21 protein-coding genes and 1 tRNA gene are annotated in these 24,096 nt (G+C 67.4%); 10 read left to right on the top strand and 12 right to left on the bottom strand.

The annotated features are described in order from the left end of the window. The first annotated feature begins 50 nt into the window (after positions 1 to 50). From E3D03_RS05165 to E3D03_RS05145, 5 genes are all read left to right on the top strand, one after another. A complete protein-coding gene (locus E3D03_RS05165) occupies positions 51 to 929 on the top strand; it encodes an N-acetylmuramic acid 6-phosphate etherase (protein ID WP_263566088.1) in 879 nt (292 codons plus the stop codon). A gap of 50 nt (positions 930 to 979) precedes the next feature. Continuing rightward, entirely contained in the window at positions 980 to 2,254 is a 1,275-nt protein-coding gene (locus tag E3D03_RS05160; RefSeq protein WP_263566087.1) for an ABC transporter substrate-binding protein, read from the top strand. 149 nt (positions 2,255 to 2,403) lie between these two features. After that, positions 2,404 to 3,321 carry a carbohydrate ABC transporter permease gene (locus tag E3D03_RS05155; RefSeq protein WP_062561851.1) on the top strand — a complete coding sequence of 306 codons (918 nt, stop codon included), beginning with the start codon at positions 2,404 to 2,406 and terminating at the stop codon, positions 3,319 to 3,321. A 10-nt stretch (positions 3,322 to 3,331) separates the two neighbouring features. Next, complete coding sequence (locus E3D03_RS05150) at positions 3,332 to 4,171, top strand: carbohydrate ABC transporter permease (RefSeq protein ID WP_263566086.1); 840 nt, start codon at positions 3,332 to 3,334, stop codon at positions 4,169 to 4,171. 31 nt (positions 4,172 to 4,202) lie between these two features. Next, a complete protein-coding gene (locus E3D03_RS05145) occupies positions 4,203 to 5,195 on the top strand; it encodes an ABC transporter ATP-binding protein (RefSeq protein ID WP_263566085.1) in 993 nt (330 codons plus the stop codon). On the opposite strand, the gene E3D03_RS05140 is transcribed toward E3D03_RS05145, so the two are convergent. The 9 genes from E3D03_RS05140 to E3D03_RS05100 form a co-directional block, all read right to left on the bottom strand. Beyond that, positions 5,192 to 6,091 (bottom strand): cation diffusion facilitator family transporter, encoded by a 900-nt coding sequence (locus tag E3D03_RS05140; protein ID WP_263566084.1) that lies wholly within the window; start codon positions 6,089 to 6,091, stop codon positions 5,192 to 5,194. The genes E3D03_RS05145 and E3D03_RS05140 overlap by 4 nt on opposite strands. A gap of 187 nt (positions 6,092 to 6,278) precedes the next feature. Further along, positions 6,279 to 6,530, bottom strand: coding sequence for a hypothetical protein (locus E3D03_RS05135; RefSeq protein ID WP_263566083.1), 252 nt, complete (start codon positions 6,528 to 6,530; stop codon positions 6,279 to 6,281). Positions 6,531 to 6,538: 8 nt separating this feature from the next. Then, positions 6,539 to 6,892: a hypothetical protein gene (locus E3D03_RS05130; RefSeq protein WP_263566082.1), complete on the bottom strand. Its 354-nt coding sequence runs from the start codon at positions 6,890 to 6,892 to the stop codon at positions 6,539 to 6,541. Between the two features lie 92 nt (positions 6,893 to 6,984). Next, positions 6,985 to 11,517: a glutamate synthase large subunit gene (gene gltB / locus E3D03_RS05125; protein WP_263566081.1), complete on the bottom strand. Its 4,533-nt coding sequence runs from the start codon at positions 11,515 to 11,517 to the stop codon at positions 6,985 to 6,987. 14 nt (positions 11,518 to 11,531) lie between these two features. Beyond that, positions 11,532 to 12,230, bottom strand: coding sequence for a hypothetical protein (locus E3D03_RS05120; RefSeq protein WP_263566080.1), 699 nt, complete (start codon positions 12,228 to 12,230; stop codon positions 11,532 to 11,534). A 110-nt stretch (positions 12,231 to 12,340) separates the two neighbouring features. Next, positions 12,341 to 13,825 carry an NAD(P)-dependent oxidoreductase gene (locus E3D03_RS05115; protein ID WP_263566079.1) on the bottom strand — a complete coding sequence of 495 codons (1,485 nt, stop codon included), beginning with the start codon at positions 13,823 to 13,825 and terminating at the stop codon, positions 12,341 to 12,343. Positions 13,826 to 13,975: 150 nt separating this feature from the next. Continuing rightward, on the bottom strand, positions 13,976 to 14,779 hold the full coding sequence (locus E3D03_RS05110) for an undecaprenyl-diphosphate phosphatase (protein WP_411969791.1): 804 nt from the start codon (positions 14,777 to 14,779) through the stop codon (positions 13,976 to 13,978). Beyond that, complete coding sequence (locus tag E3D03_RS05105; RefSeq protein WP_074969392.1) at positions 14,779 to 15,777, bottom strand: complex I NDUFA9 subunit family protein; 999 nt, start codon at positions 15,775 to 15,777, stop codon at positions 14,779 to 14,781. The genes E3D03_RS05110 and E3D03_RS05105 overlap by 1 nt, the downstream gene beginning before the upstream one ends. 34 nt (positions 15,778 to 15,811) lie before the next feature. After that, complete coding sequence (locus E3D03_RS05100) at positions 15,812 to 17,398, bottom strand: GMC oxidoreductase (RefSeq protein WP_263566078.1); 1,587 nt, start codon at positions 17,396 to 17,398, stop codon at positions 15,812 to 15,814. Between the two features lie 247 nt (positions 17,399 to 17,645). On the opposite strand from E3D03_RS05100, the gene E3D03_RS05095 reads away from it, so the two are divergent. Together E3D03_RS05095 and E3D03_RS05090 are read left to right on the top strand one after the other, a co-directional pair. Further along, positions 17,646 to 17,730, top strand: a tRNA-Leu gene (locus E3D03_RS05095). A gap of 161 nt (positions 17,731 to 17,891) precedes the next feature. After that, on the top strand, positions 17,892 to 18,353 hold the full coding sequence (locus E3D03_RS05090; RefSeq protein WP_263566077.1) for an NUDIX hydrolase: 462 nt from the start codon (positions 17,892 to 17,894) through the stop codon (positions 18,351 to 18,353). Here the strand turns inward: E3D03_RS05090 and E3D03_RS05085 are convergent. Then, a complete protein-coding gene (locus E3D03_RS05085) occupies positions 18,338 to 19,618 on the bottom strand; it encodes a PP2C family protein-serine/threonine phosphatase (protein WP_062561863.1) in 1,281 nt (426 codons plus the stop codon). The two genes, E3D03_RS05090 and E3D03_RS05085, sit on opposite strands and share 16 nt — an antisense overlap. 117 nt (positions 19,619 to 19,735) lie before the next feature. On the opposite strand from E3D03_RS05085, the gene E3D03_RS05080 reads away from it, so the two are divergent. After that, positions 19,736 to 20,089 (top strand): histidine kinase, encoded by a 354-nt coding sequence (locus E3D03_RS05080; protein ID WP_062561864.1) that lies wholly within the window; start codon positions 19,736 to 19,738, stop codon positions 20,087 to 20,089. A gap of 22 nt (positions 20,090 to 20,111) precedes the next feature. Here the strand turns inward: E3D03_RS05080 and ilvA are convergent, their stop codons facing one another. Then, entirely contained in the window at positions 20,112 to 21,353 is a 1,242-nt protein-coding gene (ilvA, locus tag E3D03_RS05075) for a threonine ammonia-lyase IlvA (protein ID WP_263566076.1), read from the bottom strand. Between the two features lie 44 nt (positions 21,354 to 21,397). Continuing rightward, the gene (locus tag E3D03_RS05070) at positions 21,398 to 22,162 is read right to left on the bottom strand and encodes a hypothetical protein (RefSeq protein WP_062561866.1); all 765 of its coding nucleotides are present in this window, start codon (positions 22,160 to 22,162) and stop codon (positions 21,398 to 21,400) included. 103 nt (positions 22,163 to 22,265) lie between these two features. Between E3D03_RS05070 and E3D03_RS05065 the strand changes: the two genes are divergently transcribed. Together E3D03_RS05065 and E3D03_RS05060 are read left to right on the top strand one after the other, a co-directional pair. Further along, entirely contained in the window at positions 22,266 to 23,492 is a 1,227-nt protein-coding gene (locus E3D03_RS05065; protein WP_062561867.1) for an argininosuccinate synthase, read from the top strand. A gap of 95 nt (positions 23,493 to 23,587) precedes the next feature. Beyond that, positions 23,588 to 24,067 (top strand): VOC family protein, encoded by a 480-nt coding sequence (locus E3D03_RS05060; protein WP_263566075.1) that lies wholly within the window; start codon positions 23,588 to 23,590, stop codon positions 24,065 to 24,067. Positions 24,068 to 24,096 lie beyond the last annotated feature (29 nt).

Here is a 24,096-nt window from a genome sequence, read left to right as displayed (position 1 = left end):
GTTTACAATTGGTATTGTTTTGGCTTTATTGAGCGAACAGGGGGAATCACATGACCGCATCGGCGACCGAGGCACGGCATCCATCATCCGCAGGTCTGCACGCCCGGCCGGCGGCCGAGGCGCTGGCGCTGCTGCTGGATGCGCAGGCCGAGGCGGTGCAGGCGGTGCGGGACGCGATCCCGGCCCTGGCGCGCGCCGCCGATGCGGCGGCGGCTTCGCTGGGTGCGGGCGGCAGGCTCGGCTATGCCGGTGCGGGCTCGTCCGGGCTAATGGCGCTGGCCGATTGCCTGGAGCTGGCCGGCACCTTCGGCATCGCGCCCGAGCGCACGCCGATGCTGTTCGCCGGCGGCGCCGCAGCGCTCTTGCACATGAAGGGCAGCGTCGAGGACGACCCCGCGCTGGCGCTGGCCGATCTGGATCGTGCCGGGCTGGGGGCGGGGGACACGCTGCTGTGCCTCTCGGCCTCGGGGCGGACGCCCTATGCGCTGACCGTCGCGCGGGCCGCGCGCGAGCGCGGGGTGACGGTCGCGGGTCTCGCCAATGTGCCGGGCGCGGCGCTGCTCGAACTGGCGGATATCCCGGTGCTGATCGCGACCGGGGCCGAGGTGGTCTCGGGCTCGACCCGGATGGGGGCGGCGACGGCGCAGAAAGTGGCGCTGAACATGCTGTCCTCGCTGGTCGGCATCCGGCTGGGCCATGTCCATGACGGCTATATGGTCAATGTCGTGGCCGACAACATCAAGCTGGTCGACCGCGCCGCCCGCATCGTCGCGGCCCTGGCTCGGGTCGGCCGGGACGAGGCCGAGGCGGCGCTGCGCGCGACCGCGGGGGCGGTGAAGCCCGCGATCCTGGTCGCCCGGGGCATGGCCCCCGCGGCGGCCGAGGCGGCGCTGCGCGAGAATGGCGGCCACCTGGCGCCGCTGATCTGAAGGCAAGACGGGTCCGCGACAGACGAGACCCCCAACACGGGAGAGAGACCATGACCAAGACCATCCGCCCCACCGTTCTGAAAGGCGCGCTGCTGGCCAGCACGCTGCTGGGCGGCACCGCCTGGGCCCAGGATGTGACGCTGACCGTCGAAAGCTGGCGCAACGACGACCTGTCGATCTGGCAGGAAAAGATCATCCCCGCCTTCGAGGCCGCGAACCCCGGCATCAAGATCGATTTCGCGCCCTCGGCGCCGCCGGAATACAATGCGGTGCTGAATTCCAAGCTGGATGCCGGCTCGGCGGGCGACCTGATCACCTGCCGGCCCTTCGACGCCTCGCTGGAGCTGTTCAACAAGGGCAAGCTGGCCGATCTGAGCGGGCTGGCCGGCATGGCGAATTTCTCGGATGTGGCGAAATCGGCCTGGCAGACCGATGACGCGGCCAAGACCTTCTGCGTGCCGATGGCCTCGGTGATCCACGGCTTCATCTACAACAAGACCGCCTTCGACGAACTGGGCCTGACCCCGCCCAAGACCGAGGCCGAGTTCTTCGCCGTGCTGGAGAAGATCAAGGCCGACGGCACCTATATCCCGATGGCGATGGGCACCACCGACCAGTGGGAAGCCGCCACCATGGGCTATCAGAACATCGGCCCGAACTACTGGAAGGGCGAGGAAGGCCGCAAGGCGCTGATCGCCGGCACCTCGAGCCTGACCGATGAGCCTTGGGTGGCGCCCTTCCGCCAGCTGGCGAAATGGAAGGACTACCTGGGCGACGGGTTCGAGGCCCAGACCTATCCCGACAGCCAGAACCTGTTCACCCTGGGCCGCGCCGCGATCTATCCGGCCGGGTCCTGGGAGATCGGCGTCTTCGGCCCGCAGATCGGCGGCGCCTTCGAGATGGGCGCCTTTCCGCCCCCGGTCCCGGCCGAGGGCGACAAATGCTATATCAGCGACCATACCGATATCGCGCTGGGCATGAACGCGGCGACCAAGCATCCGGAAGAGGCGAAGAAATTCCTGGAATGGGTGGCCTCGTCGGAATTCGCCACGCTTTACGCCAATGCGCTGCCGGGCTTCTTCTCGCTGAACGCGGCGCCGGTCGAGATGGCCGATCCGCTGGCCAAGGAATTCGTCTCCTGGCGCGAGAGCTGCGAGCCCACCATCCGCTCGACCTACCAGATCCTGTCGCGCGGCACGCCGAACCTGGAGAACGAGACCTGGACCGCCTCGGCCAATGTCATAAATGGCAGCGAGACGCCGGAAGCCGCCGCCGAGCGGCTGCAGAAGGGCCTGGCGAGCTGGTACGCGCCGCAGCAGAAGTGATGCCTTGGGGCTGACGGCCCGGGGGCTATGGCCGGGCCTGGCGGCCCGACGCGAGAGGTTTGCCGGGCCTGGCGGCCCGGCGACGGCGGGGGGCTTTCCGCCCCCCGCACCCCCCGAGGGTATTTTTCAACGGAGAAGAGGAGGGTGCCATGGCACAGCGGCGCGCATTCCGCTGGCATATCGCGGTGTTTCTTGCGCCCGCGGTGCTGGTCTATACCGCCATCATGATCGTGCCGCTGTTCGGGACGCTGAACCTGTCGCTGTTCAATGTCGTCGAGGGGCAGCGGGTCTTTGTCGGGCTGCAGAACTTCGCCACCCTGCTGGGCGATCCGCGCTGGTCGGCGAGTTTCTGGAACGCGCTGGGCAACAATGCCTGGTTCTTCCTGGTGCACATGCTGGTGCAGAACCCGGTCGGCGTGGCGCTGGCGGCGCTGCTGTCCTCGCCGCGGCTGCGCGGCGCGGCCTTCTATCGCACCGCGATCTTCATCCCGACCATCCTGAGCTTCGTCATCGTCGGCTTCGTCTGGAAGCTGATCCTGTCGCCGATCTGGGGCATCGCGCCCGGCATGCTGGACGCCGTCGGGCTGAAGGCGCTGTTCGCGCCCTGGCTGGGCCGCGAGGGCACGGCGCTGACCACGCTGGCGCTGATCTCGGTCTGGCAATTCGTCGGCATCCCGATGATGCTGATCTATGCCGCGCTGCTGACGATCCCCGACGAGGTGATCGAGGCGGCCGAGATCGACGGCGTCACCGGCTGGGCGCAGTTCTGGAAGATCAAGCTGCCGCTGATCCTGCCCTCGATCGGCATCATCTCGATCCTGACCTTCGTCGGCAATTTCAACGCCTTCGACCTGATCTACGTGACGCAAGGCGCCTTGGCGGGGCCGAACTTCTCGACCGACATCCTGGGGACGTTCCTCTATCGGACCTTTTTCGGCTTCCAGTTGCAGATCGGCGACCCGCATATGGGCGCGACCATCGCCACCGCCATGTTCGCCATCATCCTGCTGGGCGTCTGCTTCTATCTCTTCGCCATCCAGCGCCGCATGCGCCGCTATCAGTTCTGAGGGCAAGACCATGAGTGACGCACGCCATTCCACCGCCCGCAGCATCGCCGCCCATGCCGTGCTGCTGACCTATACCGCCATCGCGCTGTTCCCGGTCTTTGTCATCGTGGTCAACAGCTTCAAGAACCGCCGGGCGATCTTTCAGGGTCCGCTGGCGCTGCCCTCGGGCGACAGCTTCGACCTGGTCGGCTATCGGACCGTGCTGGCGCAGGGGGATTTCCTGCTCTATTTCCAGAACTCGCTGATCGTCACCGTGGCGAGCCTGTTCTTCGTGCTGCTGTTCGGCGCCATGGCGGCCTTCGCGCTGTCGGAATACCGCTTTCGCGGCAACATGCTGATGGGGCTTTACCTGGCGCTGGGGATCATGATCCCGATCCGGCTGGGCACGGTCGCCATCCTGCAGCTGATGGTCGCCTCGGGGCTGGTCAACACGCTGGCGGCGCTGGTGCTGGTCTATACCGCGCAGGGGCTGCCGCTGGCGGTGTTCATCCTGTCCGAGTTCATGCGCGGCGTCTCGGACGACCTGAAGAACGCCGGGCGCATCGACGGGCTGTCGGAATACACCATCTTCTTCCGCCTGGTGCTGCCGCTGGTGCGTCCGGCCATGGCCACCGTCGCCGTCTTCACCATGATCCCGATCTGGAACGACCTGTGGTTCCCGCTGATCCTGGCACCCAGCGAGGCGACCAAGACCATCACCCTGGGCAGCCAGGTCTTCATCGGCCAGTTCGTCACCAACTGGAACGCGGTGCTGGCGGCGCTGAGCCTCGCCATCCTGCCGGTGCTGGCGCTCTACCTGGTGTTCTCGCGCCAATTGATCCGCGGCATCACCGCCGGCGCCGTGAAATGACCCTTTCCGCCATGAACAAGGAGCGAACCCCATGGGCGCCCTGAGCCTTTCGCAAGTCACCAAGTCCTTCGGCGCGACCGATGTCATCAAGGGCGTCGACCTGGAGGTCGCCGATGGCGAGTTCTGCGTCTTCGTCGGCCCCTCGGGCTGCGGCAAGTCTACGCTGCTGCGCATGGTCGCCGGGCTCGAGGAGGTCAGCGCCGGCGAGATCGCCATCGACGGCGCCCGCATCAACGACCTGGCCCCCGCCAAGCGCGAGATCGCCATGGTGTTCCAGAGCTATGCGCTTTATCCGCACATGACCGTGCGCGACAACATGGGGCTGGCGCTGAAACAGGCCGGCACGCCCCGGGCCGAGATCGCCCAGGCCACCGACCGCGCCGCCGCCATGCTGGCGCTGGACGCGCTGATGGCGCGCCGCCCGGCCGAGCTGTCGGGCGGCCAGCGCCAGCGCGTCGCCATCGGCCGCGCCATCGTGCGCCGCCCGAAGCTGTTCCTGTTCGACGAGCCGCTCTCGAACCTCGACGCCGCGCTGCGGGTGCAGACCCGGATCGAGATCGCCCGGCTGCATCGCGAGTTGGGCGCGACGATGATCTATGTCACCCATGACCAGGTCGAGGCGATGACGCTGGCCGACAAGATCGTCGTCTTGCGCGCCGGCCGCGTCGAGCAGGTCGGGCGGCCGATGGATCTGTATAACGACCCCGACAACACCTTCGTCGCCGGCTTCATCGGCAGCCCGCAGATGAACTTCCTTAAGGGCGCGCGGCTGGGCCTCAACTCGGACACGCTGGGCATCCGCCCCGAGCATCTGCTGCCCGGCGGCAGCCGCATCCAGGGTCGCGTCAGCCATGTCGAGAAGCTGGGCGGCGAGACCCTGGCCTATGTCCAGGCCGAGGACCACGGGCTCTTGACCCTGCGCATGTTCGGCGAGCGCGACTTTGCCGTGGACGAGGCGCTGGGGCTGGATTTCGACCCGGACCGCGCCTTTCACTTCGACGCCGAAGGGCAGCGGCTGCGCTAGATCACCAGCACGCCGGAATGCTTGGCCTTGTGCGGCGGCTCGACGTGGATGGTAATCATCGCATCCGGCAGCTTGGCCTTCAGCGCCTGCTCGATGCGGTCGCAGATCGCATGGGCGGCTTCGACCGTGGTCTGGCCGTCGACGACCAGGTGGAAGTCGATGAAGGTGCGCGGGCCGGCGTGGCGGGTGCGCAGGTCATGCGCCTCGATCGCGCCGATCGCCGTGTCCGAGATGGTGGCGCGGATCGCGGCCAGGGTTTCTTCGGACACCGCCTCGTCCATCAGGCCTGACAGCGAGCGGCCCATGACCTTCCAGCCCGACCACAGGATGTTCAGCGCCACCAGCGCCGCCAGCGCCGGGTCGAGCACCGCCCAGCCGGTCGCCACCGCCGCCGCCACCCCGACCACCACGCCGGCCGAGGAGATCACGTCGGTCAGCAGGTGATGCCCGTCCGCCACCAGCGCCGGCGAGCGCAGCTTGCGCCCGCGCGAGATCAGCACCCAGCACCACCAGGCATTGACCACCGAGGCGGCGATGTTGATCGCCAGCCCCAGGGCCGGCGCGTCCAGCAGACGCGGGTTCTGGATGCCGTGCCAGGCCTCGCGCAGGATCAGCAGCGCGGCGGTGATGATCATCGCCCCCTCCAGCACGGCGCTGAAGAACTCGGCCTTGTGGTGGCCATAGGGGTGGTCCTTGTCGGCGGGTTTCTGCGCGATGCGGATGGCGATCAGCGCCGCCACCGCCGTGGCCACGTTCACCGTGCTTTCCAGCGCGTCCGACAGCAGCGCGACCGAGCCGGTCAGCCACCAAGCCAGTGCCTTGAGCCCCAGCACCAGGACGCCGACGAGGATGCTGCCCAGCGCGATGCGCTCGGTGGGCGAGAAGCGGGCTGACATGGCGGGCGTCCTTTTCCGAATCCGGCGCTCGGGGGCTTTTAGCCAGCCGAGGCCCCATGTCAAACCCTGTATCGGCCTCGCCATGCGAATGAGACGCAAGTGTAAATAATTGTTCTTACTAATCTTATTCTTGCGCAAAACGCCGGGCACGCAGAAATGTCCGCACCGCCCCGCGCCTGCCCGCGCGTCAGACGACGCGCGCCAAGCCTGCCATGATCGCCGCCGCCACCACCCCGAAGATCAGCGAGGCCAGCAGCCAGTTGCGCCAGAACGGTCGATGCGGCCCGATCAGGTCGGTCTGCGGGTCCTTTTTCAGCCGGCCCTCGGCAAAGCGGGCCTTGCGCGTCTCGAAGGTCTTGCGGGCCATGGGCGTCTTGAACATCAGGGCAAAGGCCGGCCCCGCAAACAGCGCGATCAGCAGCACGAAGGCTGCGGCCATCCCGCCGTTCATTGCGCCACCATCTTGAAGTCCTGCGTCACGCCATTGGCGGTGATGCTGAAGCTGCCATCGGTGCCGACGGCTTTTTCCTCGGCGCAAAGCGGCTCGGCGGCGCCGTCCTCATGCAGGCACAGCTTGCCGTCCCGGCGCGACCATTTGCCTTGCGCGACGGGCTTCGGCACATTGTCCTGCATGTCGACATAGGTGCCGTCCTTGTTGAAGACCGCGCGATGCGCGATGCCATTGTTGGTCGTCGCATAGATGCCGGGCTTCATCGGCCCTTCGGCCTGTTCGTCGCGGCAGCCGCCCAGCAGGGCCAGCGCCAGCAGCGGGGCGCAGATCGGCAGGAATGTGCGGGTCATCGGGGAAAATCCTTGGTCAATGGAACGGGCCTAGACAGCCACAAGCAAACGGGGGCCGCAAGGGCCCCCGTTCGCATTCCGATCCGGCGCGGTTACTCGGCCGGCACCGCCGCCAGGTCCTCGACATCCGCGATGGGATGCTTCAGATGCGGCAGCATCTCGCGCGGGCAGACCTGCAGGAAGTTCAGCTTTTCTTCCTCCCAGTTCTGCAGGATGTCCTCGGCCCGGCGCGAGCGGGTCTCGCGCGCATGACGCTCGATCAGGCCCTTCAGCTCGGCTTCCCAATGGGCTTGCGTCACCGGGCACAGGATCAGCGTCTCGGCATTGACATAGTCGCGCGCCAGCCCCTCGGGGTCATAGAGATAGGCCATGCCGCCGGTCATGCCGGCGCCGAAGTTGGCGCCGATCCGGCCCAGGATCACCGCGACCCCGCCGGTCATGTATTCGCAGCCGTTGGACCCGCAGCCCTCGATCACCACCTTGGCGCCCGAGTTCCGGACCGCGAAACGCTCGCCCGCGCGACCGGCCGCGAACAGGTAGCCGTCGGTCGCGCCGTAAAGCACGGTATTGCCGATGATGGTGTTCTCGGCCGCGACCAGCGGGCTCGACATCGGCGGGCGCACGGTGATGGTGCCGCCCGACAGCCCCTTGCCGACATAGTCGTTGGCATCGCCCGAGACCTCGATCTTCAGCCCCGGCGCGGCGAATGCGCCCAGCGACTGGCCCGCGCTGCCGGTCAGCCGCACCGTCAGATGGTCGGGCTGCAGGTTGTTGCGCATGCCGAAGGTCTGCACGATCATCGACGAGGTCCGCGTGCCGATGGTGCGCAGCGTGTTCCGGACCGCATAGCTCAGCTGCATCTTCTCGCCGTCCGAGAAGAAGCGGCTGGCGTCGCGGATGATCTCGGCGTCCAGCGTGTCCGGCACGGCGTTGCGCGGCTTGGTGCGGTCATAGACGATCTTCTCGCTGCCATCGACGGTGATCAGCAGCGGGTTCAGGTCCAGGTCATCCAGCGATTTGTCGCCCCGGCTGATCTGGGTCAGCAGGTCGGCGCGGCCGATCACCTCGTCGAGCGACCGCGCGCCGATGCTGGCCAGGATTTCCCGCACCTCGGTCGCATAGAAGGTGATCAGGTTCACCACCTTGTCGGCCGAGCCGGTGAACATCGCCCGCAGCTTTTCGTCCTGGGTGCAGACGCCGACCGGGCAGGTGTTCGACTGGCACTGGCGCACCATGATGCAGCCCATGGCGATCAGCGCGGCGGTGCCGATGCCATATTCCTCGGCCCCCATCATCGCCGCCATGACGATGTCGCGGCCGGTGCGCAGACCGCCGTCGGTGCGCAGCGTGACGCGGTCGCGCAGGCGGTTCATCGCCAGCACCTGATGCGCCTCGGTCAGGCCCATCTCCCACGGCAGGCCGGCGAACTTGATCGAGGTCGCCGGCGAGGCCCCGGTGCCGCCGTTGTGCCCCGAGATCAGGATCACGTCCGCCTTGGCCTTGGCCACGCCCGCCGCGATGGTGCCGACGCCCGAGGACGCCACCAGCTTCACGGTGATCTTGGCGCGCGGGTTGATCTGTTTCAGGTCATAGATCAGCTGCGCCAGGTCCTCGATCGAATAGATGTCGTGATGCGGCGGCGGCGAGATCAGCGTCACGCCCTTGGTCGAATGCCGCAGCCGCGCGATCAGGTCGGTGACCTTCATGCCCGGAAGCTGGCCGCCCTCGCCGGGCTTGGCGCCTTGCGCGACCTTGATCTCCAGCTCTTCGCAGGCATTCAGGTATTCGGCGGTGACGCCGAAGCGGCCCGAGGCGACCTGCTTGATCTTGGCGCAGGGGTTGTCGCCATTCGGCAGCGGGTGGCTGTGCGCCGGATCCTCGCCGCCCTCGCCGCTGTCGGACTTGGCGCCGATGCGGTTCATGGCGATGTTCAGCGTCATATGCGCCTCGGGCGACAGGGCGCCCAGCGACATGCCCGGCGTCACGAAGCGCTTGCGGATCGAGGTGATCGATTCCACCTCCTCCAGCGGCACCGGCTTGCCCAGCGGCTTGATGTCCAAGAGGTCGCGCAGGTGGATCGGCGGGTTCGCCCGCATCGTCGCGGTGAACTGCTTCCACACGTCATAGGACGCCTTTTCGCAGGCGATCTGCAGCAGTTTCATGGTGTTGGCTTCCCAGGCGTGCTTTTCGCCCGAGCGGCGCGCCTTGTAGAAGCCGCCCACCGGCAGCAGTTCGGTGGTGTCGGCATGGAAGCCCTTGGCGTGGATGTCCTCCAGCTTCGCCTGCAACCCGTGCAGACCGATGCCCGAGATCCGCGACTGCATGCCGGGGAAATATTCCGCGACCATGGCGCGCGACAGCCCCACCGCCTCGAAGTTCAAGCCGCCGCGATAGGAGGACAGCACCGAGATCCCCATCTTCGCCATGATCTTCAGCAGACCGGCGTCGATGGCATCGCGATAGTTGCGCATGTTGTCGATCAGGCTGCCCGAGAGCAGCCCGCGCTCGATCCGCTCGGCGATGGTGTCCTGCGCCAGATAGGCGTTCACCGTGGTCGCGCCGCAGCCGATCAGCACCGCGAAGTAATGCGGGTCGATGCATTCCGCCGAGCGCACGTTGACCGAGCAGAAGGTCCGCAGCCCCTTGCGGGTCAGCCAGCTGTGCACGGCGCTGGTCGCCAGGATCATCGGCAGGCCGATGCGGTCCGGGCCGACCTTCTCGTCCGACAGCACCAGATGGCCGGCGCCGGAACGCACGGCATCCTCGGCCTCGGCGCGGATGCGGGCCAGGGCCTCGGCCATGGCCTCGGGACCGGCGCCATCGGCGAAGGTGCAGTCGATCTGCGTCACCGCATCGCCGAACAGCTTCATCATCTCGGCGAATTCGCCATTGGCGACGAAGGGGCTTTCCAGCAGCAGGATCTCGGTCTGGGCGCTGGATTCGTCCAGCACGTTCTTGAGGTTGCCAAAGCGCGTCTTCAGCGACATCACCCGCGTCTCGCGCAGCGAGTCGATGGGCGGGTTGGTCACCTGGCTGAAGTTCTGCCGGAAGAAATGCGACAGCGGCCGATACTGGCCCGACAGCACCGCGGGCGGCGTGTCGTCGCCCATCGAGGCCAGCGCCTCCTTGCCGTCCTCGGCCATGGGCGCCAGCATCTGCTCGATTTCCTCGACCGTATAGCCGGCGGCGATCTGGCGGCGGCGCAGTTCCTCGCCGGTAAAGGACAGTTCCTCGGGCAGGTCGCGCATCACTTCCGAAAGCTGCACCACCTTCTCGATCCATTCGCCGAAGGGCTGGGCCGAGGCGAGGTAGTCCTTGATCTCGCGGTCGTGGTAGAGCTTGCCCTCGGCCATGTCGACGGCGATCATCTGGCCCGGACCCAGCGCGCCCTTCTCGCGCACCGTGGCCTCGGCGACCGGGACCATGCCGGCCTCGGAGCCCGCGATCAGCAGCCCGTCGCCGGTGATGACATAGCGCAGCGGCCGCAGCCCGTTGCGGTCCAGGCCGCCACAGACCCAGCGCCCGTCGGTCATCGCCAGCGCGGCCGGCCCGTCCCAGGGCTCCATGACCGAGTTGCAATAGGCATACATGTCGGCCCAGGCCTGCGGCATGTCGGTGGTGGCCTTGGACCAGGCTTCCGGCACCAGCATGGTCTTGGTCATCGGCGCCGAGCGGCCGGAACGCACCATGACCTCGAACACCGCGTCCAGCGCCGCCGAATCCGAGCTGCCGCCGGGGATGATCGGCTTGATATCCTCGGCCATCTCGCCGAAGGCGCGGCTGGCCATGCGGATCTCGTGGCTGCGCATCCAGTTCGAGTTGCCCTTCAGCGTGTTGATCTCGCCGTTATGGGCCAGCATGCGGAAGGGCTGCGCCAGCCACCATTGCGGGAAGGTGTTGGTGGAATAGCGCTGGTGATAGATCGCGAAGGCCGATTCGAACCGCTCGTCCTTCAGGTCGGGATAGAATTCCGCGACCTGCTCGGCCAGCATCATGCCCTTGTAGATGATCGACCGACAGGACAGCGTGCACAGATACAGCCCGCCGATCTGCGCGGCGATGGCCGCTTTTTCGATGCGGCGGCGGATGATATACAGCTCGCGCTCGAACTGCTCCTGGTCGATGTCCTTTTCGCAGCGGATCAGGATCTGCTCGATCTCGGGGCGGGTGGCATTGGCCTTTTCGCCCAGGACCGAGGTGTTCACCGGCACATGCCGCCAGCCATAGATATAATGGCCCATGCGCAGCACTTCGGATTCGACGATGGTGCGGCAAAGCTCCTGCTGGGCGAAGTTCGTGCGCGGCAGGAAGCACTGGCCCACGGCGATCAGCTTGTTCTGATCCGGCTCGTGCCCGGTGCGGCGCACCTGATCGTAAAAGAACGGCACCGGGATCTGCACATGGATGCCGGCGCCGTCGCCGGTCTTGCCGTCCGCGTCCACCGCGCCGCGGTGCCAGATCGCTTTCAGCGCATTGATGCCGGCATCGACCACCTTGCGGCTGGCCTTGCCGTCCAGGTTCACCACCAGGCCGACGCCGCAAGAGGAATGCTCGTCCTCGGCACGATACAGCGAATGCTGGTCCATCCAGTCGCGGCGGGCCTGTTCCTGCTGTTCCCAGCTCATGTTTTCACAGTCCTTCACGTCCGTGCCCCTTTCAAAAGCTGCCTCACGGCGTCGGCGTCGCGGCCGTTCACCATTTGCAGGTCGCAATCATATTCCGGCGTGGTCGCGCCAAAGCCGGGCTGTCCCGGGAAGGCGAAGGTCACCGGGCTGTCGTTGGTTTCCTGGCGCGCGCCGGTCCAGTCCTCCGAGGTCTCGACCCCGCCATAGAACCGGCGCTGGGCGCGGCTGATGAACTGCTGGCCCTTGCGGGTAATCAGCACGTCGCCCGATTCGCTATAGGTGGTCAGCTCGAACTGCGTCACCTCCAGCGGTACGCCGTCGATCTGCACCGTCTCGCCGGTCAGCCGGTCCTCGCCGACGTGATGCAGCCGCTCGCCATTGTTCGAGCGGGTCCAGAAGTCGAAATCGTCCTTGCCGGTCGCCGCCAGCGTGCTGAATGAGGCGTCGTCCGCCGCGCCCTCCTCCAGCACATCGACCAGCCCGCTGCGCAGGTCGGTGCTTTCCATCCAGCGCGTTTCCTTGTCGATACGCGACTGGTAGGTGGCGCCCTCGCGGGTGAAATAGGTCACCCACTGGTCGCCCGGCGTATCGCCCGAACAGCGGTAATGCTGCGACACCGTGCAGCCGCGGTTCTGCACCGTGATCTCCAGCCGGCAGCCTTCCGGCGGGGCGAAATTCGCCGCCGCCACGGGCAGGGCAGAAAGGGTCAGCAAGCCTGCCGTTCCCGCCGCCAGCACCCAGGCCCGCGCAACGGGCAACGCGCGCAGGCGGTGTACGCGCGGTGTACGGTCCGTGTACGTCCCGTGCATCATGGTCACACCCCCTATTCGGCGGCGACGCGGGCGCTGCCGGCCAGGAAGCCGGCGATGCTGTCGGCGGCCTCGCGGCCGTCGCGGATCGCCCAGACCACCAGGCTGGCGCCACGCACGATATCGCCCACGGCAAAGACGCCGGGCAGGCTGGTCTGGTGCGTCTGGTAATCGGCCTTGATCGTGCCCCAGCGCGTCACTTCCAGCCCCTCGACGCCCCAAAGCCGCGGCAGCTCCTCGGGCTCGAAACCCAGCGCCTTGATGACCAGGTCGGCCGGCTCGTCGTAATCGGCGCCCTCGATCAGCTCCGGCGACTGCCGGCCGCTGACGTCCGGTGCGCCCAGCCGCATCTTCTGCACCCGGACCGAGGCGATGGCGGGCAGCCCGTCCACATCGACCTCTTGCGCGACCATCGCCTCGCCGGTGACATGGCCGCTGAACGAGCCGGGGGCGGAAAGCCACACGAATTCAACGCCTTCTTCCTCGGCGTTCTGCACTTCGCGCTGGCTGCCCGGCATGTTGGCGCGGTCGCGGCGATACAGGCACTTGACCGATTGCGCGCCTTGGCGGATGGCGGTGCGCACGCAGTCCATGGCGGTGTCGCCGCCGCCGATCACCACGACGCGCTTGCCGCGGGCGTTCAGCTCGCCATCCTCGTAATCGGGGATCTCGTCGCCCAGATCGACCCGGTTCGAGGCGGTCAGATAGTCCAGCGCCCGCACCACGCCGCGCGCCTCGGCATTGTCGATGTCCAGGTCACGGGTCTTGTAGACGCCGGTCGCGATCAGCACCGCATCATGCTTGCCGCGGATGGCGTCGAAGCTGATGTCCTCGCCGACATTGGCGTTCAGCACGAATTCCACGCCGCCGTCGCGCAGCAGCTGGTTGCGGCGCTCGACCACGGATTTCTCCAGCTTGAAGCCGGGGATGCCATAGATCAGCAGCCCGCCGGCGCGGTCGTGGCGGTCATAGACCGTGACCTGATAGCCCATGCGGCGCAGCCGGTCGGCGGCGGCCAGCCCGCCCGGGCCGGCGCCGATGATGCCAATGGATTCAGCGCGTTCCACCACCGGGGCGGCGGGCTGGACCCAGCCCATCTCCCAGGCGGTGTCGGTGATGTATTTCTCGATCGCGCCGATGGTGACGGTGCCGTGGCCGGATTGCTCGATGACGCAATTGCCCTCGCACAGCCGGTCCTGCGGGCAGATGCGGCCGCAGATCTCGGGGAACGTGTTGGTTTCCTGGCTGCGGAAATAGGCCTCTTGCGTGCGGCCCTCGGCGGTCAGGCGCAACCAGTCCGGGATGTTGTTATGAAGCGGGCAATGGCTCTGGCAATAGGGCACGCCGCATTGGCTGCAGCGGCTGGCCTGTTCCTTGGCCTTGGCGTCGGCAAACTCGCGATAGATCTCGTGGAAGTCTTCCGAGCGGGTCGCCGCGTCACGCTTTTCGGGCATCTCGCGCCCGATGGTGACGAATTTGAGCATCTTTTGCGTGGCCATGGCTGCGCGTCCTTCGATCACGAGGAGTATGAGAGCCTGATAAAACAGGCCGCAGCCGATTAAAAGTCAGCTAGGCTGACCTAATTAACGATTTCTGGCGCCCGCCAGCAGATTTTCTTGCTGCGAGTGCGGAAAATAGGTCAGCGCATCTTACCAACCTGCCTGCAAAGCCAGCAGAACCAGGGCGCCGACCACGATTCGCCACCAGGCGAAGAACGCATAGCCATGCGCCGAGACGTAATTCAGCAGCCCGCGCACCACGACCACGGCCGCCAAGAAGGCGCAGACGAAGCCGACGACGATATTGCCCGCCGCCGCCGCGTCCAGGATGTCGCGGTTCTTGTAGAGGTCATAGACAAAGGCGCCCAGCATCGTGGGCATGGACAGGAAAAAGCTGAATTCCGCGGCAGAACGCTTGTCGGCGCCCAAAAGCAGGGCACCGACGATGGTCGCCCCGGAACGCGAGACGCCGGGAATCATCGCCAGGCACTGGATGAAGCCGATCTTCACCGCCATCGGCAGCGGGAAATCCTCGGCCGCGTGATAGCGCGGCCGGGTCGCCATGCGGTCCACGAACAGCAGCACCACCCCGCCCAGGATCAGCATGCTGGCGATCAGCAGCGGGGTTTCGAACAGGATCTCCTTGATGACCTTGTGCGCCAGCACACCGATCACCACGGCGGGCAGGAAGGCCAGCAGGACCGCCAGGATGAAGCGGCGCGCCTTGGGATCATGCGGCGCGCTGGAGAAGATGCGCCACAGCTTGCCGGCATAGACCCCCAGGATCGCCAGGATGGCGCCCAGCTGGATCAGCACCTCGAAGGCGCGTCCGGGCGAGTCGAAGCCCAGGAAATGCCCGGCCAGCAGGACGTGGCCGGTCGAGGACACGGGAATGAACTCGGTCAGCCCTTCCAGCAGGCCGAGGGCGGCGGCGACGATGGTGTTGTGTTCCATCAGTTGTCGCGCAGGTTCTTCGCCGTGGCGGTGATCGCGTCATATTGGCCCGAGGGCCGGAAGCGCCACAGGTATTCCGCGATCACGGCCGGGGCCGCGGTCGGCTGGATGCCCAGATCGGCAAAGGTGCGGATGCCTTGGTCTTGGCCGACGCGGTTCGCCAGCCGCAGCGTGCGCGCCTGGTCGCGGGTCAGCAGCCGGTTGGTCAGCAGCCCGCCGACCGCGACCTGGCCCGCATCCAGCACCCCGCCCATGATCCCGGCCAGGACATGCGGCAGGCCGACGATCAGCCGGCGCCGGTCGGTGGCCGTCAGCACCTGTTGCGCGATGTCGCGCATGGTCAGCACGTCCGGCCCGCCCAGTTCGTAGATGCCGGGCGGCGCCTCACCCGCGGCGGCCAGGGCGGCGGCGCGGGCCACGTCCTCGACATAGACTGGCTGCACCGGCGTGTTCGCGCCCGGCACGACCAGGATCGGTCCCAGCCGGGTCATGGCCGCGATGCGGTTGTAGAACCGGTCGTCCGAACCGAAGATGATCGACGGCCGCAGGATCACCGCATCGGGGCGCTGCGCCAGCACCTCGGCCTCGCCCCGGCCCTTCGAGGCGGCGTAGCGGCTGGTCGAATCCGGGTCCGCGCCCAGGGCCGAGACATGCACGAAATGCCTGACGCCCTGCTGGGCGGCGATACGGGCGATGCGGCCCGCGGCCTCTTCGTGGATGGCCTGGAAGGTGTTCTTGCCCTCGCGCACCATGATGCCGACGCAGTTGATCACCGCATCCGCATCGGTCATGCAGGCGGTGACGGAAAGGTCGTCGCGCACGTTGCAGGGCACCGGCTCGACCTGGCCGGGAGCGCCGTAGGTGCGCACGACGCCGGCCTGGTTCGGGCGGCGGACGGCGACGCGGATGCGCCAGCCCTGCTGGGCCATGGTTCGGGCGATCTGCCGCCCCAGGAATCCAGACCCGCCATAGATGGTGACAAGTTTGGTTGCGGACATGGCTCTCGCTCCTATGCGTGGCGTGCTTGTCCGTTCAATACCCAAGCCCACCGCCAGCGGCAAGCCGTAGCCCCGCCGCGACCGCATCCGCGACCCGCAGCGCATTGGCGGCGATGGTCAGGCTGGGGTTGACCCCGTTCGAGGTCGGCATGAACGAGCTGTCGGCCACATAGAGGTTTTCCACCCCGTGCAGCCGGCAGTCGCGGTCCAGCACGCTGGTCCGGGGATCGTCGCCGAAGCGCAGCGTGCCGCAGGGATGGGCGAAGTTCAGCTGTGGGGCCGCGCCCATGAACATGGCGCGATGCGGCCGGAACGCCTTGCGCATCGCCTTGCGGAAGGCGGCGCGGCGGCTGCGCAGCTCGTCAGAGATGTCATAGTGGAACCGCAGCCGGTCGGGGTCGTCGGCATCGGGCAGCACCCGGTTCTGGGCATAGGGCAGGTCCTCGAGCACGCCGACGAACAGCTTGGCGCGGCCCAGCATCCGCGCCGCGACCATGGCGGGGATGCGCATGCCGTGACGCAGCGGGCGCAGCCGGCGCAGCGGCGACTGGTCGAAGCGGCCGTGCAGCGCATGCAGGATCTCGCCGAAACCGGCGCTCAGCCCCATGGATTGCACGGTGCCGAAGCGCTGGCCCTCCATGAAATACAGGTCGCGCAGGCTGATCGAGCGCGTCGCCTCCTCCCGGCCGCGCCCGGCCCAGATCGCGATGATCTCGGACAGGTGGAACATCAGGTTGCGCCCGACCAGCCCGCTGCGGTTGCCAAGCCCCTCGGGCCAGGCCTCGGCCGCCGAGTTGAGCAGCAGCGCCGGCGATGCCAGCCCGCCCGCCGCGAGCACGTAGCGCCGGGCGCGCAGGGTGAAGTCCTGCCCCGCGCGCCGGCAGGTCAGGGCCTGGACCCGGCCGGCATCGGCCTCGATCCGGGTGACGGTGCAGCGGTCGATCAGCGCGGCGCGCCCGGTCTCCAGCGCCGGCAGCACGCCGGCCGTGCGGCCGTCCATCTTGCAGCGCCGCGCGCAGCGCCGGCCGAAGCAGTTCTCGCAGCCGGGCAGGAAGCGCGCCGCCATATGGGTGCGATAGGGGTGCATGCCGGCGCGGCGCAGGTCCTGCATCAGCGCCGCATCCGAGGCCGGCAGCGGCAGCACCGGCGCCAGCAGCGCGGCACCGTTCGGGGCCAGCGGATCGACCTCGCCATTGATGTGGAAATAGCGCTCGGCCAGTTCGAACCAGGGCCGCATCTCGTCATAGCCGACGGGCCAGCCGCCGGTGGGATGCGGATGGCCGTCGCTGTCGTCCAGGTCGTGCCGCTCGGGCCGTTCCAGGGTCGCGGCGTAATAGGCCGAGGTGCCGCCGACACCGGCGCCGATCATGCCGTCGAGCTCGCACCAGGCGCCGTCGAGCTCCGCCTCGAGCAGCCGGGGCCAGGCGCCGTTGGCAAGCCGTTCGTCGGGGTCGCGGGTCTCGATCCCCAAGGCGGGCAGGGCGGCGTCGCCCAGGTCGGGGCCCTTTTCCAGGTAGAGCACGGAAAGCCCCTGTTCGGCCAGGCGCCGTCCGGCCGTGCCGCCGCCCACGCCGGTGCCGATCACGATGGCATCCCATTCGCGGCTTATGAGGTCATCCATGATGGTCCGTTCGACTGGGGCACAGGCAACATTATACGGGTTGTGAAGCCCTTCTAATCCCGCCGGGATTTGCCCGGCAAGCTGGCCGAATGGACAGGCCCGGACGGGGTGCGCGGCCGGCCCGGCAAGGCCCGGATGCGGGGTCTTTCGGGGCGGGCGAAAAAAGATTTGCGCGGCGCGAAGATTTTCTCCGAACCCCCGTTGACACCCCCCGCGGCTGGCCTTAATCACCCGGCTTACGCGACCTGCCCAGGTGGCGGAATTGGTAGACGCGCACGGTTCAGGTCCGTGTGCCGCAAGGCGTGGAGGTTCGAGTCCTCTCCTGGGCACCAAAATAAAAACCGCGCAAGCCTTTGGGTTTGCGCGGTTTTTGTTTTCTGCCCGCGCTGATTGCCAAGCCCGCGCCGGTGGCGCGGTCGCGTGGGTATTTGAAGAGCAAAGAAGCCGGGCAAGGCCGTGATGCCGGCCGGGCCGGAGCGGAAAGGGGCAGGCGATGATTCCACGGTTCGGACCACCGCCGGGGGCGCGGGACTATCGCTTGCGCCCGGGGGCCTATGCGCTGCTGATCCGCGGCGATGCGGCGCTGCTGACGTTCCAGCGCGCGCCGGTGCCCGAGTTCCAGCTGCCCGGTGGCGGTATCGATCCCGGCGAATCGCCGCTTTGCGCCCTGCATCGCGAGGTGGCCGAGGAGACCGGCTGGAGCATCGGCGGCTGCCGGCGCCTGGGTGCCTATCGCCGGTTCTGCTTCATGCCGGATTACGGATTCTGGGCCGAGAAGCTGTGCTCGGTCTGGATCGCCCGGCCGGTGCTGCGCCGCGGTCCGCCCCGCGAGGCCGGGCATGAGGCGCGTTGGGTGCCGCTGGACCAGGTCGCGCGGCTGTTGCCCGATCCCGGCGGGCGGGCCTTCGTGACCGCGGCCTTGCAGCGCGGTGTCAGGGATCAGCCGCGCGGCTGATCCAGCGACGTGACGGGCCCGCGCCGCTCGATCAGCACGGCCGAGATGTCGTCGTTGCGCTGGCCGCCGGCGTAATTCGCGGCCGACCAGCAGATCGATTCCAGCAGCGCGTCGCCCCGCAGCAGGGCGTTGGTGCGCAGGATGGCCTGAAGCCCCTCTTCGCCCAGCGGCTCGCCGCGGGCATTCTCGGCCTCGGTCAGCCCGTCCGAGGCGATGAACAGCCGGTCGCCGGGGTGCAGGAACAGCTGCACCTCTTCGTATTCGGCATGGTCGAAGACGCCGACCGGCAGCCCGCCGCCGCCGATCCGCTCCATGCTGCCGTCGGCGCGTTGCAGGACCGGATGGGGATGGCCGGCCTGCACCAGCCGCAGCCGGCCACTGAGGAAATCCAGGTCGGCATAGACCATGGTGAAATAGGAATCGGTGCGCAATTCCTGGATCATCAGGGTGTTGAGCAGGCGCAGGATCTCGGCCGGGGGATGGGCATCGTAGAGGCCAAGCTCGGTGATGCGCAGCGCGACATTGTGGTCGGTGGCGCCCGAAAGCAGCGCCGCCAGCCGGGCGCTGAGCAGTGCCGCCGCCACGCCATGGCCAGCCACGTCCAGCGCGAACATGCCGACGCGCCGGGCATTGATCGGGAAGAAGCCGACCAGGTCGCCGCCGATCTGGCCGGCCGGGCGCATCAGCAGCGACAGTTCGAAATCGCCGAAATGGCCGTGCCTTTCGCGCACCAGCCCCTGCTGCAGGCGCCGCGCCTCGCGCAGGTCGCGGTCGATGGCGGCCTGGGTCTCGCGCAGCTGGTCCAGCGTGTCGCGCAGCTGGGCATTGGTGCTGCGCAGGCTTTCCTCCATGCGCAGGATGCGCTCGCTGGCGGAAAGCCGGGCCAGCAGTTCCGCCCCCGACACCGGCTTGGTCATGAATTCATCCGCGCCAGCGCGCAGCCCTTCGGCAATGTCCTTCTTGTCGTTGCGCGAGGTCAGCAGGATGAAATAGCCGTAGCGGTCGGATTGCATGTCCCTGAACTGGCGGCAGAATTCCAGCCCGGTCTGCCCCGGCATCATCCAATCCGAGATCACGATGTCCGGCCGGCGGTCCAGGCAGATCCGCATCGCCTCTTCGCCGCTGGCGGCCTCGACCACGTGATAGCCGGCGCGGATGAGCTGCACCGCCAGCGTGCGCCGTTGCGCCCGGCTGTCGTCGACAAGCAGGACCAGCCGCGAATTATGCGGAATCGACTTCACGGCCTGGCTGTCGAGGATCATCATGCCCCCGGTCTAACCCGCCGAGCTGAAGACTCCGTTAATCCTGACAATTTTCGCGATTAACACGCCAGAGATGAAATTGCTGCTAAGCTGGCCGCATGATTCTTGCAAAGGTTGTCCATGCTGGATTGGGACCGCATCAACGAACTGCGCGCCGAGGTCGGGGACGACGAGTTCCAGCTGATCCTCGAGCTGTTTCTCGACGAGGTCGAGGGCGTGCTCATGCGCCTGTCGCGGCGCAATGCCCTGCGGCTGGAGACCAACCTGCATTTCCTGAAGGGTTGCGCCTGGAACCTGGGTTTTTCCGACTTCGGCAATCTCTGCGACCAAGGTGAACGCATCGCAGCGGGGGGGCGGCCGATGCAGGTCGACACCCCCGGCCTGCTGCAAAGCTATTCTGAATCGAAGCGGGCGCTGATGCGCGGGCTGGAGGCCGATGCCTGCCCCGTCCGGACCAGCATGCGCCGCGCCTGAAGGGGGAGGGGTCGGGCCAGGATCAGATCAGGAATTCCGCCAGCACCGGGTCGCGGGTGATGTCGCGATAGCCGATGCCCGCCGCCTCCAGCCGGGCGCGCAGGCTGTCCAGGTTCTCGGGCCGGGTGGTCTCGATGCCGATCAGGATCGAGCCGAAGTTGCGCGCCGATTTCTTCAGGTATTCGAACCGGGCGATGTCATCCTCGGGGCCGAGCAATTGCAGGAAGTCGCGCAGCGCGCCGGGGCGTTGCGGCATGCGCAGGATGAAATAACGCTTCAGGCCCGAGAAACGCTGCGCGCGTTCCTTGACCTCGGGCAGGCGCTCGAAGTCGAAATTGCCGCCCGAGCAGAGGCAGACCACGCGCTTGCCGGCGAGGTCGGGCATGTCGCGCAGCACGTCCACCGCCAGCGCGCCGGCGGGTTCCAGCACGATGCCCTCGATATTGAGCATATCGAGCATGGTGGCGCAGATGCGATCCTCGGGCGCGGGATGGACCTGCGCGGCCGAGAAGCGTTTCAGCGCCGCGAAGGGCAGGTCGCCGATCCGCGCCACGGCGGCGCCGTCGACGAAATTGTCCACCGCCGGCAGGGTGACCTGGGCGCCGGTCAGCAGCGCCTCGCGCAGGCTGGCGCCGCCCTCGGGTTCGGCAAAGGCCACTTCGGTGCGGGGGGCGAGCTCGGCCAGAAGGCTCGTCACGCCGGCCGCCAACCCGCCGCCGCCCACCGGCAGCACGACCAGGTCGGGCGCCCGGCCCAACTGGTCCAGCAGCTCCAGCCCGACGGTCGCCTGGCCCTCGATGATATCGGGGTCGTCGAAGGGCGACAGGAAGGTGGCCCCGTCCCGGCGCGCGAATTCCTGCGCGGCGGCCAGGGTCTGGTCGAAATAATCGCCGGTCAGCACGATCTCGACGGCGCCGCCGCCGAAAATCCGGGTCTTGGCGATCTTCTGCTGCGGCGTGGTCACCGGCATGAAGATGGTGCCGCGCGCACCGAAATGCCGGCAGGCGAAGGCCATGCCCTGGGCGTGGTTTCCAGCGCTGGCGCAGACGAAATGGCTGGCCCCGCCCCGCGCCACGATCTTGCGCATGGCGTTGAAGGCGCCGCGCAGCTTGTAGCTGCGCACCGGCGTCAAGTCTTCGCGTTTCAGCCAGATCTCGGCGCCATAGCGGGCCGAGAGGTGGTCGTTCTTCTGAAGCGGGGTCGGCTCGAAGAGGTCGCGCAGCGCGATCCCTGCCTGGCGGACAGAGGCGGCAAAGTTTTCCATGCGCGGGCAATGGCGCGAAAGTCGTGTCTTGACAAGAGGGAAGGTCAGATCGCCGGGCGGTCGCGATGGCTGGCGTAGATCGCCGTCAGCAGGCTGATGCCAAGGATCGCCGCGAATCCTCGGACCAGCAGCAAGAGCGCCAGCAGGGCCGAACTGCCCAGGGTCAGGTCGATACCGGCAAGAAAGGACAGCAGGCCGGGTTCCAGCAGCACCCAGATCAGATGCGCCAGTTCGGACAGCGCCACGATCAGCAGCGCCAGGGCGATCATCAGCGGCTGCGTGCCCTGTTGCTGGCCGAACCCCTCGCCGTAGCTGCGGCCGATGGCCAGGCCGGGCAGCGGGCCGGCCAGCCGCAGCGCCATCGCATAGACCACGGCGGCGGGCAGGACCCGGGCCAGGAACAGGACGCGCCCGGGGTGGGTCGACTGGCCCGCCAGCTGCACGAGGACCAGCATGAACGGGATCAGGATCGCCAGGCAGAGCAGGACGATCAGCAGCAATCCCAACGCGTAGCGCGCCGTTTCGCGCAGGTGCAGCCGCGGCAGGACGCCGAAGCGTTCGCCCAGCAGGACGTGGCGGTGGAAGTTGACGGCCGCCCAGCTCGCCAGCAGAAGCTGCTGCAACCCCGTCAGCCCCAGCAGGACGGCGATCACCATAGGGCTGGAAAGACCCGCCTGCGCCGTCAGGACCATGGACAGGACCAGCGACAGGATGCCGATCAGCGTCGGCAGGCCCAGTATGCGCAGGGTCTGGCCGGGACGGCGCAGCACCTGCTGCAGGGTCGCTGCGGGAATGCGCAGGATCTTCATCGAATTTCCTTGTCCAATGCGGGGATGATTAGGTGGGCCTTCCCCTTGTGACAAGGCGGGAAACGTCCTATTCCCCTCCGAAATTCCACGAAGGGTTAACCGCATGTCCGACGCGCCGAAGAAAGTCGTCCTTGCCTATTCGGGCGGGCTCGACACCTCGATCATCCTGAAATGGCTGCAGACCGAATATGGCTGCGAGGTCATCACCTTCACTGCCGACCTCGGCCAGGGCGAAGAGCTGGACCCGGCGCGCAAGAAGGCCGAGCTTCTGGGCATCCGCCCCGAAAACATCCACATCGAGGACCTGCGCGAGGAATTCGTGCGCGACTTCGTCTTCCCGATGTTCCGCGCCAATGCGGTCTATGAGGGGCTCTATCTGCTCGGCACCTCGATCGCGCGGCCGCTGATCTCGAAGCGGCTGGTCGAACTCGCGCATCAGCATGGCGCCGATGCCGTGGCCCATGGCGCCACCGGCAAGGGCAACGACCAGGTGCGCTTCGAACTCAGCGCCTATGCGCTGGACCCGGCGATCAAGGTAATCGCGCCCTGGCGGATCTGGGACCTGACCTCGCGCACCAAGCTGATCGAATTCGCCGAGGCGAACCAGATCCCGATCGCCAAGGACAAGCGCGGCGAGGCGCCCTTCAGCGTCGACGCGAACCTGCTGCACACCTCGTCCGAGGGCAAGGCGCTGGAAAACCCGGCCGAGGAAGCCCCCGACTATGTCTATCAGCGCACCGTCAACCCCGAGGATGCGCCGGACACGCCGGAATATATCGAGATCACCTTCGAGCAGGGCGATGCGGTCGCGATCAACGGCCAGGCGCTGTCGCCGGCGACGATCCTGACCGACCTGAACGAATACGGCCGCAAGCACGGCATCGGCCGGCTCGACTTCGTGGAAAACCGCTTCGTCGGCATGAAGTCGCGCGGCATCTACGAAACCCCCGGCGGCACCATCCTGCTGGAGGCGCATCGCGGCATCGAGCAGATCACCCTGGACAGCGGCGCGGGCCATCTCAAGGACTCGATCATGCCGCGCTATGCCGAGCTGATCTACAACGGCTTCTGGTTCAGCCCCGAGCGCGAGATGCTGCAGGCCCTGATCGACAAGTCGCAAGAGCATGTCAGCGGCACGGTGCGGCTGAAGCTCTACAAGGGCTCGGTCGCCTGCGTCGGCCGCTGGTCGGATCATTCGCTCTACAGCGAAAAGCACGTGACCTTCGAGGAGGACGCCGGCGCCTATGACCAGAAGGACGCGGCGGGCTTCATCAAGCTGAACGCGCTGCGGCTGAAGCTGGTGGCGAACCGCAACGCCCGCTTCAAGTAGGCGACGATCAGGCCGTGGCCCCGTGCCGCGGCCTTTTTCCTGCCGGAACGCGCGGCCGTCCCGCTGCGTTGCCCCCGCAAACGGAGGGCAAAGCCATGACAATTCCGAAAAACACCATCTGCCTGTGGTATGACAAGGATGCCGAGGCGGCGGCGCGGTTCTATGCCGAGACCTTTCCCGACAGCGCGGTGACGGCGGTGCGCCATGCGCCGGGCGACTATCCCTCGGGCAAGGCGGGCGACGTGCTGACCGTCGAGTTCACCGTGCTGGGCATCCCCTGCGTCGGCCTGAACGGCGGCCCGGTCTTCAAGCACAACGAGGCGTTTTCATTCCAGGTCGCGACCGCGGACCAGGAGGAAACCGACCGCTACTGGAACGCCATCGTCGGCAATGGCGGACGGGAAAGCGAATGCGGCTGGTGCAAGGACCGCTGGGGCATCTCGTGGCAGATCACGCCCCGCACGCTGCTCGAGGCGATGGCGGCGGGCGGCGACGAGGCGAAGCGCGCCTTCGACGCGATGATGACGATGCAAAAGATCGACGTGGTGACCATCGACGCGGCCCGGCGCGGCTGAAGCCGCTTTCCTTTGCGGGCCGGCCGCGT

Origin of the sequence: Paracoccus sp. DMF (assembly GCF_004407025.1) — a bacterium.
In the GTDB taxonomy this organism is placed as follows: domain Bacteria; phylum Pseudomonadota; class Alphaproteobacteria; order Rhodobacterales; family Rhodobacteraceae; genus Paracoccus; species Paracoccus aminovorans_B.
This window is presented reverse-complemented; position numbering and strand designations above follow the sequence as displayed.

What these genes read in the sequence shown, in the direction of transcription:
- E3D03_RS05105 (WP_074969392.1), bottom strand. Translation starts at nt 15,777, where the DNA reads ATGTCCGCAACCAAACTTGTCACCATCTATGGCGGGTCTGGATTCCTG.
- E3D03_RS05140 (WP_263566084.1), bottom strand. Translation starts at nt 6,091, where the DNA reads ATGTCAGCCCGCTTCTCGCCCACCGAGCGCATCGCGCTGGGCAGCATC.
- E3D03_RS05150 (WP_263566086.1), top strand. Translation starts at nt 3,332, where the DNA reads ATGAGTGACGCACGCCATTCCACCGCCCGCAGCATCGCCGCCCATGCC.
- E3D03_RS05160 (WP_263566087.1), top strand. Translation starts at nt 980, where the DNA reads ATGACCAAGACCATCCGCCCCACCGTTCTGAAAGGCGCGCTGCTGGCC.
- E3D03_RS05135 (WP_263566083.1), bottom strand. Translation starts at nt 6,530, where the DNA reads ATGGCCGCAGCCTTCGTGCTGCTGATCGCGCTGTTTGCGGGGCCGGCC.
- E3D03_RS05060 (WP_263566075.1), top strand. Translation starts at nt 23,588, where the DNA reads ATGACAATTCCGAAAAACACCATCTGCCTGTGGTATGACAAGGATGCC.
- E3D03_RS05065 (WP_062561867.1), top strand. Translation starts at nt 22,266, where the DNA reads ATGTCCGACGCGCCGAAGAAAGTCGTCCTTGCCTATTCGGGCGGGCTC.
- E3D03_RS05100 (WP_263566078.1), bottom strand. Translation starts at nt 17,398, where the DNA reads ATGGATGACCTCATAAGCCGCGAATGGGATGCCATCGTGATCGGCACC.
- E3D03_RS05155 (WP_062561851.1), top strand. Translation starts at nt 2,404, where the DNA reads ATGGCACAGCGGCGCGCATTCCGCTGGCATATCGCGGTGTTTCTTGCG.
- gltB (WP_263566081.1), bottom strand. Translation starts at nt 11,517, where the DNA reads ATGAGCTGGGAACAGCAGGAACAGGCCCGCCGCGACTGGATGGACCAG.
- E3D03_RS05115 (WP_263566079.1), bottom strand. Translation starts at nt 13,825, where the DNA reads ATGGCCACGCAAAAGATGCTCAAATTCGTCACCATCGGGCGCGAGATG.
- E3D03_RS05110 (WP_411969791.1), bottom strand. Translation starts at nt 14,779, where the DNA reads ATGGAACACAACACCATCGTCGCCGCCGCCCTCGGCCTGCTGGAAGGG.
- E3D03_RS05080 (WP_062561864.1), top strand. Translation starts at nt 19,736, where the DNA reads ATGCTGGATTGGGACCGCATCAACGAACTGCGCGCCGAGGTCGGGGAC.
- E3D03_RS05090 (WP_263566077.1), top strand. Translation starts at nt 17,892, where the DNA reads ATGATTCCACGGTTCGGACCACCGCCGGGGGCGCGGGACTATCGCTTG.
- E3D03_RS05070 (WP_062561866.1), bottom strand. Translation starts at nt 22,162, where the DNA reads ATGAAGATCCTGCGCATTCCCGCAGCGACCCTGCAGCAGGTGCTGCGC.
- E3D03_RS05145 (WP_263566085.1), top strand. Translation starts at nt 4,203, where the DNA reads ATGGGCGCCCTGAGCCTTTCGCAAGTCACCAAGTCCTTCGGCGCGACC.
- E3D03_RS05085 (WP_062561863.1), bottom strand. Translation starts at nt 19,618, where the DNA reads ATGATGATCCTCGACAGCCAGGCCGTGAAGTCGATTCCGCATAATTCG.
- ilvA (WP_263566076.1), bottom strand. Translation starts at nt 21,353, where the DNA reads ATGGAAAACTTTGCCGCCTCTGTCCGCCAGGCAGGGATCGCGCTGCGC.
- E3D03_RS05165 (WP_263566088.1), top strand. Translation starts at nt 51, where the DNA reads ATGACCGCATCGGCGACCGAGGCACGGCATCCATCATCCGCAGGTCTG.
- E3D03_RS05130 (WP_263566082.1), bottom strand. Translation starts at nt 6,892, where the DNA reads ATGACCCGCACATTCCTGCCGATCTGCGCCCCGCTGCTGGCGCTGGCC.